Source organism: Clostridium sp. 1001270J_160509_D11, from assembly GCF_015667935.1.
Taxonomy (GTDB): Bacteria; Bacillota; Clostridia; order Peptostreptococcales; family Peptostreptococcaceae; genus Intestinibacter.
In genome coordinates, this window is sequence record NZ_JADPET010000114.1 from 1 (window position 1) to 9,779 (window position 9,779).

8 protein-coding genes are annotated in these 9,779 nt (G+C 29.3%); all 8 read left to right on the top strand.

Going from position 1 to position 9,779, the window contains the following annotated elements; genetic code table 11:
* Positions 1 to 285 precede the first annotated feature (285 nt).
* The 8 genes from I4U58_RS10330 (at position 286) to pgsA (ending at position 9,634) form a co-directional block, all read left to right on the top strand.
* Positions 286 to 1,032: a polysaccharide deacetylase family protein gene (locus tag I4U58_RS10330; RefSeq protein WP_195931266.1), complete on the top strand. Its 747-nt coding sequence runs from the start codon at positions 286 to 288 to the stop codon at positions 1,030 to 1,032.
* An 85-nt stretch (positions 1,033 to 1,117) separates the two neighbouring features.
* Positions 1,118 to 2,359 (top strand): pitrilysin family protein, encoded by a 1,242-nt coding sequence (locus I4U58_RS10335; RefSeq protein ID WP_195931267.1) that lies wholly within the window; start codon positions 1,118 to 1,120, stop codon positions 2,357 to 2,359.
* A 54-nt stretch (positions 2,360 to 2,413) separates the two neighbouring features.
* The gene (locus tag I4U58_RS10340) at positions 2,414 to 2,659 is read left to right on the top strand and encodes a YlmC/YmxH family sporulation protein (RefSeq protein ID WP_195931268.1); all 246 of its coding nucleotides are present in this window, start codon (positions 2,414 to 2,416) and stop codon (positions 2,657 to 2,659) included.
* A 9-nt stretch (positions 2,660 to 2,668) separates the two neighbouring features.
* The gene (gene dapG, locus I4U58_RS10345) at positions 2,669 to 3,877 is read left to right on the top strand and encodes an aspartate kinase (protein WP_195931269.1); all 1,209 of its coding nucleotides are present in this window, start codon (positions 2,669 to 2,671) and stop codon (positions 3,875 to 3,877) included.
* 543 nt (positions 3,878 to 4,420) lie between these two features.
* On the top strand, positions 4,421 to 5,128 hold the full coding sequence (locus tag I4U58_RS10350; protein WP_195931273.1) for an ATP-dependent Clp protease proteolytic subunit: 708 nt from the start codon (positions 4,421 to 4,423) through the stop codon (positions 5,126 to 5,128).
* Positions 5,129 to 5,280: 152 nt separating this feature from the next.
* Entirely contained in the window at positions 5,281 to 7,752 is a 2,472-nt protein-coding gene (locus tag I4U58_RS10355; RefSeq protein WP_347708178.1) for a DNA translocase FtsK, read from the top strand.
* 18 nt (positions 7,753 to 7,770) lie between these two features.
* Positions 7,771 to 9,108 carry a 30S ribosomal protein S12 methylthiotransferase RimO gene (gene rimO, locus I4U58_RS10360; RefSeq protein WP_195931271.1) on the top strand — a complete coding sequence of 446 codons (1,338 nt, stop codon included), beginning with the start codon at positions 7,771 to 7,773 and terminating at the stop codon, positions 9,106 to 9,108.
* Positions 9,092 to 9,634 (top strand): CDP-diacylglycerol--glycerol-3-phosphate 3-phosphatidyltransferase, encoded by a 543-nt coding sequence (gene pgsA / locus I4U58_RS10365; RefSeq protein ID WP_195931272.1) that lies wholly within the window; start codon positions 9,092 to 9,094, stop codon positions 9,632 to 9,634. Before rimO ends, pgsA begins: the two co-directional genes overlap by 17 nt.
* Positions 9,635 to 9,779: the final 145 nt, after the last annotated feature.

The following is a 9,779-nucleotide window of genomic DNA, read 5'->3' on the forward strand; positions in this document are numbered from 1 at the left end:
TCTTGGATATAAAACACCTGCAGAGGTCTTCGCTGCAACATAAACATAAAATGTTGCACTTATATTGACAATCTATCATATAAAAAATTAAATTTCGAGTAAATGAATTAACTAAATAGAAAATCACTTACTTAAAAAGTAAAAAGAAATTATAGACTCCAAGACATAATAAAAGCAAATTTCTAATAAATTTTATGGACAAGAAATTATTCTAAAGCGTGAATAAAAAATATACTCTTTAAATAATATGTAATATAGGATTGTACTAATAAGGAGGAACCCAATATGGTGTTGATGGTAGTTAGTAAAAAGAAATTAAAAAAGATATTAATTTTTATATTGATATTGGCATTTATAATAGGTGGCATAGCGTACATATTAAAAAATAGAACACAAGATACTATGAATTTGTTGGATTTGGCCCAAAATAATCAGCCTTATACTATGGGTACGCTTAAAAACAGTGGTCACGTTGCAATTACTTGCAACGTAGACTTAGGCTGGGAAGATGAATATATAGAAAAGATTTTAGAAGTATTAGATAAAGAAAATGTTAAAATAACTTTTGCAGTAACAGGTAAATGGGCACAAAAAAACGAAGATATGATACTCAAAATGCAAAAAAAAGGCCATGAAATTTCAAATCATGGATACCAGCATATAAACTATGATACATTATCTTATGATGAAAATTTTAATGAAATAAAAAAAGCACAAGATATTATTGACGATGTATCAAATACTAAGAGTAAATTCTTTCAAGCACCGTCTGGAGCGTTTTGTGACAATACGGTAAAAGCAGCTAATGATTTAGGATATATATGCTATAAATGGGATGTCGATACTATAGATTGGATGGACAAGGATAACCCAGATAAAATAATAGAACGAATTAAAAAGAAAGACATAAAAGATGGAAGTATAGTTTTGATGCATCCTACAAAGGCTACAACAATGTGTTTAGATGATATTATATCAATTATAAGAATAAAGGGGTATATCCCTGGCAAATTAAGTGATGTATTTGAGTAGAATAATTTTCACTTGTATAAATTAAACGTGTACACTATAATAAATACATATATAATTTTCAATATTTAAACAATTGGAGGACAGTATGTATAAATGTCAGACATTAAAAAACGGACTTACTATAATTGGGGAAGAAATACCTTACTTAAAGTCAATTTCATTAGGTGTTTGGGTAAAAGCTGGTTCTATCATGGAGACAAAAGAAAATAGTGGAGTATCTCATTTTATAGAGCATATGCTATTTAAGGGAACTACAAATAGAACTTCAAAAGAATTAGCGAGAGAGATAGATAATTTAGGTGGAGTAATAAATGCTTTTACAAGTAAAGAATGTACTTGTTTTTATGTTAAATTACTAGATGAGCATATAAATATAGGAATAGATGTACTTAGCGATATGATACTTAATTCTCGCTTTGATGAACGAGATATTAAAAAAGAAAAATCAGTAATATTAGAAGAATTAAAGATGTATGAAGATTCTCCTGATGACTTGGTATATGATTTATTACTTGAAAATATTTATAAAGACCATAGTCTTGGTATGAATATTTTAGGTGATAGACAGTCTTTAAAAAACTTAAAAAGAGAAAGTATTTTAGATTACTACAATGAATATTATGTGCCAAACAATTCTATAATATCTATTTGTGGTAATTTTAAATTTGAGGAAATAGTTAAACAAATAGAAGAAAAATTCAAAACTTGGCAACCAAAATCAGTAGATACAAGCACTACAAAGCCAAACTTTAATCCTTGTATTGTTAAAAAGAACAAGGATATAGAACAAGTAAACTTAGCAATTAATTTAGATGCTATACCTATGACAAATAATAGGGAAGTTTATGCTTTATCTGTTGTAAATAATGTATTTGGAGGAAGCATAAGCTCTAGATTATTCCAAAAGATAAGAGAAGAAAAAGGCTTAGCTTATTCTATATATTCATCACAAACTTTATATGAAGATTGCGGTGAGTTAGGGATATTTGCTAGTACTAGTACTGAAAATATACAAGAAGTGTATAAATCTATATTAGAAGAAATAGAACTAATTAGAAATGAATATATTTCGCCACAAGAAATACATGAAAGTAAAGAACAACTAAAGGGAAGCTATATGTTAGATCTTGAAAGTACTAGTAGCAGAATGATGTCAAATGGGAAAAATCTGCTTATGAGAAATAAAGTAGATGACGAACAAGATATTATAGATTATATTAACGCAGTAGAATACGACGATGTAGTTAAAATAATCAAAAAAGTATTTAATACAGAAAATATGGGTGTTTGCATAGTAGGTAAAGATGTAGAAAACATAAATTTATAAATCTTGACAATATTAAATTTGAAATGAATAATTTCTTATATTGGAGGGATATTTATGTATTTATCTGAAATAGCAGGTAAAGAAATTGTAAATTTAATCACAGGAGAGAGATTAGGGGTAGTCGGCGAATGTGATATTATAATAGATGAGGCTACAGGAAATATACTAGCCTTATCTATACCTAGAGAAAGAGGGTTTTTAGGTCTTAGAAAAGACAAAGAAGTATTGGAAGTTCCGTGGAGAAATGTAAGAAAAATTGGAAATGATATGATAATAATAGAATATGAAGGAATATATTAGGAGGATATTATGGAGGTTTTAGTACAAAAGTTTGGTGGTACATCAGTAGCATCATACGAAAAGATGAAAGAAGTATGTAAAATAATAGAAGCACATAAAGAAAAATATAAAAATATAGCAGTTGTTGTTTCAGCTATGGGGAGAAAAGGGGCTCCATATGCTACAGATACACTTATAAGCATGTGTACTAATATAAATGATAGACCTACAAAAAGAGAGCTTGATATGATAATGTCATGTGGAGAAATTATATCAGGTACAATACTTGCAACTATGCTAGATTCAATGGGAATACCAGCTACATTTTTAACTGGGACTCAAGCAGGTATAATAACTACAAAAGCATTTTCAAATGCTAAAATAAAAAAAATAAATCCTAAAAAAATTCAAAGAGAATTAGCTGATGGAAAAGTTGTAATTATAGCAGGATTCCAAGGAGGAACTGAAGATGGTGAAATAACTACACTAGGCAGAGGCGGTTCTGATACATCAGCAGTTGCTATAGGAAAGGCATTAGGCAGTGATTTAGTACAAATTTATACAGATGTAGATGGTATAATGACGGCAGATCCAAGAATTGAGCCAGATGCTAAAGTATTAAAATATGTAGATTATGATGAAGTATTTCAAATGGCAGAAAAGGGAGCAAAAGTTATACATCCAAGAGCAGTAGAACTTGCTAAAAATGCAGATATAATACTGCAAATAAAAAACACTTATAATCCAAATTATGAGGGGACAAAAATAGGTCCAGCAAATGTGCTAAAAGATGTATATGAAGACAGCTCAAAAGTTAAATTTATGAGTGCTGTTGCTCATAAAGATAAGATAGCACAAGTTAAAGTTATAGCTACAGAAGATATATTTTCTAGAATATTAAATGAAATGGAAGATAGACATATAAATATGGATATGATAAATTTCTTTACTGAAAAGAAAGCTTTTGCACTTGATGTAAGCAATCTTGAAGAAGTTGAAAATATATTAAAACAATACGATGTAGAATATGAAATAAAACCTGACTGTGCTAAAGTAACATTAATAGGAAATAAAGTGACCGAGACACCAGGGGTTATAGCAAAAATAATGAGAGCTTTAAATGCTGAAAATGTAACATTACTCCAATCTTCAGATTCATACAACTCATTGTCTTGTCTTGTAGATGAAAAAGATATGGTGACAACAGTGCATGTTATACACAATGCATTTTCTGTTTAATAAAATACATAATGATATATCGATAATAGGCTTACCTTATATTAGGTAAGCTTATTTTTATTCTAATAAATATACAAAGTTGTTGGCGCCATGAGCGAAGCGAATTTTAAGCAACATGCGAAGTTGTTGGCGTCATGAACGGAGTGAATTTTCTATAATAAAATATTCTATTTTGGGCAAAATATTTCTGTATAATAGTTGACAAATTGCTATATAAACTTAATTTTTTATAATAACTTTTGTCTAATATATTTATAAAATATAAGGGGTGAAAATATGCCAAAAAACGAAAATACTCAAAATCCGTACATAAATTTATGCGATTGGAATTTTTCAGATGCAAATGATATTAATTTATGTAACTTAGGTGTTGATGACGACCAAGACAACAATCTAGATAACCTAGAAGGAAAGGTACAAAATCCAAATACTATAGATAATCCAAAAGAAAACCCAGATCAAAAGCCAAAAGAAGGCCACGGAAATTTAATAGGTAGCTCTAATAAAAATATTACAGAATACGATTTGAAAAGTGAAGCTAAAATACCACAAAATAACGATAATGATGATGAAGACGAAGAAGACAATAAACAAAAACAAGTTGTCCAAAATATAAAAGAACTTGGGACAACACAAGTACCGACAAAAGAAAATAAAGAAATTCAATGCATTACGATTATCGGTGAAATAGAAGGCCACTTTATGGGGAATCCTCAAAAGAAAGCGACTAAATATGAACATATCATACCAATGCTTTACTCAATAGAAGAAGACCCAGAAATAAAAGGGATATTAGTAATACTAAATACTGTTGGAGGAGATGTTGAAGCTGGTCTTGCTATGGCTGAGCTTTTACACAGCATATCTAAAAAAGTAGTAACACTAGTACTAGGTGGAAGTCACTCAATTGGAGTTCCGCTTGCAACAGCGGGTGATTATTCATTTATCGCACCTAGTGCAACTATGATAGTCCATCCAGTAAGAACAAATGGACTAGTAATAGGAGTAAATGAAACATTTGAGTATTTCAAAAAAATGCAGGAAAGAATAAACGAATTTATAATTAGAACATCAGACATATCAAAAGAAGAGTTGACTAAGCTTATGTATACAAAAGATGAACTTGTAAGTGATGTGGGTAGTGTTCTAATAGGTAAAGAAGCAGTAGACTGTGGACTTATAGATGAAGTCGGAGGTCTTAAAGAATCTCTTACAAAACTTAAAGAATTAATAAAGGAAAATAACAATTAAACAAACAAATTGAATCTCCTGTGTTTAAATACTATAATTTATGATATAATATTAAAATACAAATAAAGTGTTAGTGTTTATGCATTAACACTTTTTGCTGTGAATATAGAATTTTTACAGTATTAATATCCTTAAAATAAGAGGTGAGATTGGTGGCAAAGAAGAAGCAGGGTAAATTTTCGAAAAAGAAAACAACAAATATTAATATTGGATCAGAGTATAGTAATTTAATAACAATATTTATAGGTATCTTTTTATTATACAGTTTAAACTCAAGCTCTATGGGGCTTATAGGAAGTATAACTCAAGAAGTATTTAAAGGATTGTTTGGTGCTTTGGCGATGTTAATACCTATACTTATTATTTTAACAGGGATTTTAGGATTCTTTGACAATAATGAATATATATTCAGGCTGAGAAAAAGTAAGGTATACTACATAGCAATAATATTTATATTTATTTTTTATGGTCTTTTTAATTCAAATCTTATACCGGTTGATAATCCACTAAGACCAGAGATGATAAGTTCAATTATGAGAGTTGGTGTTGAAGATGGAGGAATTGGTCTTATAACATCTATAATTGCCTACTTTATCAAAGAGATATTTGGAATTACTGGTGGCTGGTTAATAAGTTTATTTGCATTATTTTTAAGCATTATATTTGTATTTAATATATCAATTAAAGACATTATATTGAGTGTAAAAAATAAATCAACTGTTGCTAAAGATGAAAATTTAACTTTCAAAGATATGCTTAATAATTTAAAAAATTCAGCATTAGATATGATAACAGATGAAGTCGACGATACTACAATAGTTGATGAAAAGACAGGATTCTTTAAAAAGTTAGCAAATAAGAAAAATCACAAAGATGACCAAAATGAAGATAATCTATCAGAAAATGAAAACACAGTTTCTCAAGATTATGATGACGAAAGAACAGTAAAAATAGTAGGATTTAATCAAGCAGAAGACGACGTACTAGAAATATTAGAAGGAACACAGACTATGGAGCCTGTGGATAGTGGTTTAAAAGAATTAAATGACCTTATGAAAAGAGAGTCTAATAAAGAATATGATTTAGAAAGTACTAATAATTACGATAAATCTGTATTTGATAAAAAATCTACTTCAAATAAGACAAGTGATTTAGAACAACTTCATTTTAATTTACAGACAGATTCTAAAAAAGGAGATGTTTCAAATATAACATCTAAATATAAAAAACCTTCAATAAAATGTCTTAAAAATTATAATATAGGAAAAAATGGATATAAAGAGCAAAATAAAAGTGCAGCAGTAAAAGAAACGCTTAAAAACTTTAATATCGAGATAGATAGTTGTCTTGCTACTTTTGGACCTACTATAACTAGATATGAGGTCTCTCCAAAACCAGGAACAAAAGTAAGTAAAATCGTAAATCTATCTGATGACTTAGCTCTTAGCTTAGCTGCTAGAAGCATAAGAATAGAAGCTCCAGTTCCAGGAAAATCTGTAATAGGAATAGAAGTTCCAAACGACAAGCCTCAAGTAGTAGGACTTAAAGAAGTTATAACTAGTGAAGAATTTTTAAATAATCCATCTAGCTTGGCTGTAGGGCTTGGTAAAGAAATAAGTGGAAAACCGCTTATAGCAGATTTAGCAAAAATGCCTCACTTACTAGTGGCAGGGGCGACAGGCTCTGGTAAGAGTGTTTGCATAAATACAATAATAACATCTCTACTATATAAATCATCACCAGAAGAAGTAAAACTTCTTTTAATAGATCCAAAAGTAGTAGAGCTTGCACATTATAATGGAATACCTCATTTATTGTCACCAGTAGTTACAGACCCTAAAAAAGCATCAAATGCTTTAAACTGGGCAGTTAATGAAATGAACAAAAGATATCAATTATTCGCAGAAAATGGAGTAAAAGATATCACAGGTTATAACAAAAAATGTGAAGATAAAATGTACAAAATAGTTATAATCATAGACGAGTTAGCCGACTTAATGATGGCTTGTGGTAACGAAGTCGAAGATTATATATGTAGACTTGCACAGATGGCAAGAGCGGCTGGTATGCATTTAATTATAGCTACACAAAGACCTTCTGTAGATGTAATCACAGGTATAATAAAAGCAAATATACCTTCAAGAATAGCATTTGCAGTTTCTTCACAAACAGACTCTAGAACAATTCTAGATATGGGTGGAGCAGAAAAATTACTTGGAAAAGGTGATATGCTTTATTATCCTTTAGGTGCAGCAAAACCAGTTAGAATACAAGGGGCGTTTATATCTGAGGAAGAATCAGAAAAAGTAATAGACGAAATAAAATCTCAAGAACAAGAGGAAGTAAAATACGAAGAAGAAATAATAGAGACAATATCTAGACCTGTTGCTGTAAAAGACAACGATGTAGATGAGTTTTTAGAAGAAGCTATAGATTTTGTAGTTTCAAACAACCAAGGTTCGGCATCAATGCTTCAAAGAAAATTCAAAATAGGATTTAATAGAGCGGCAAGACTTATAGATTCTATGGAAGAAAGAGGTATAGTTGGACCGAGTGAAGGAAGTAAACCTCGTAAAGTTTTAATAACAAAAGAGGAATTAGAAAATTTAAAAAGAGAAAGTTAAATAAGGAGCAAGTAATTTATGTTAAAAATAGCATTAGAATCTCTAGGATGTTCGAAAAACCTAGTGGATGCAGAAATAATGATGGGTATATTAAATGAGAAAGGATATAAGCTAACAGGTAGTTTTGAAGATGCGGATGTAATACTAGTAAACACTTGTGGTTTTATAGAATCAGCTAAACAAGAATCAATCCAAACTATACTTGAATTTGCACAACTTAAAGAAACAGGAAATCTAAAATTATTAATAGTTACAGGATGCCTAGCTCAAAGATATGCAGACGAATTAAAAGAAGAAATACCAGAAATAGATGCTATAGTAGGTACAGGTAGTTATCAAAATATAGATGAAATATTAGCAGAACTTAGCGAAAAACATCAAATAGTAAGTTTAAATAATATAGAATTTGCATATGATGAAAACTTACCAAGATATGTATCAACTCCAAGTCATATGGCTTACTTAAAAATAGGTGAAGGATGTGACAATAAATGTACTTACTGTATAATACCTAAATTAAGAGGAAAATACAGAAGTAGAAAGATGGAAGATGTAATAGCAGAAGCTAAAAAACTTGCAGAAAATGGAGTTAAAGAATTAGTAGTAATAGCACAAGATACTACTAAATACGGATTAGATTTATACGGAGAAGAAAGATTAGCAGATCTTTTAGAAGAATTAGCTCAAATAGACGGATTAAAATGGATCAGAGTTATGTATTCTTATCCAGAATCAATAACAGAAGACTTAGTAAAAGTAATCAAAAAATACGATAATATATGTAACTACTTTGATATGCCTATACAACATGCAAGCAACAGAGTATTAAAATTAATGAACAGAAAAACAACTAAAGAAGATATATTATCTAAAATAAATATGATAAGAAGTCATATACCAGATGCTACTTTAAGAACTAGTATAATAGTAGGTTTCCCTGGTGAAACAGAACAAGACTTTGATGAGCTTTCAGAATTTATACAAGAAGCTCAATTTGATAAATTAGGAGTATTCACTTACTCAAGAGAAGAAGATACTCCAGCTGATAAACTTCCAAATCATCATGATGAAGAGACAAAAGTTGAAAGACAAGAAAGATTAATGATGATTCAACAAGGAATATCAGAAGAAAAGAATAATAATAAAGTAGGGAACAAATATGAAGTATTAGTTGAAGAACAAATAGAAGACAACGTGTATGTAGGTAGAACTATATACGATGCAGAAGAAATAGATGCAGTAGTATATGTTAAATCTATAAGAAATCTTCAAGTAGGGGAATTTGTAAATGTAATCATAACTGATGCTTTAGAGTATGATCTAATGGGGGTAATAGAAGATGAATTTACCAAATAAGCTGACATTGCTTAGAATATGCCTTATACCAGTATTTGTGATAGTTATGTTATCACAAATGAATAATTTCTTTTTAATATCATGCATAATATTTATATTAGCATCTATAACTGACTTCTTAGATGGAAGAATAGCTAGAAAACACAATCTAGTTACTGATTTTGGGAAGTTTATGGATCCATTAGCAGACAAATTATTAGTTTTATCTGCGTTAATATGCATGATAGAATATAATTTAGTTGCTGGTTGGATGGTAATAATAATTGTTGCAAGAGAACTTACGGTAAGTATTTTAAGAGCAATTGCTGCTGATAATGGAAAAGTAATAGCTGCAAGTGGTGGAGGAAAAATTAAAACTACAAGCCAAATGATAGCTATAATACTATTATTAATAGGAGCTAATTACTCAAATGAAACTATAGTATTTATTGGAACAATAGCTATGTATATTGCTACAATATTTACACTTTATTCAGGAATAGACTACTTATACAAAAATAAAGAGTTATTTATGAATAGCAAATAAAAGTAATTTAAAGAGTTGTTTACTGTGTATTATTAATATACAAAGTAACAACTCTTTTTTTAATTCTAAGGAAATTATAATCATTTACAAATTGTGAATAAGTATAATTTCTGTATATGTGTTTTAAAAAAATCTATATTTTTAG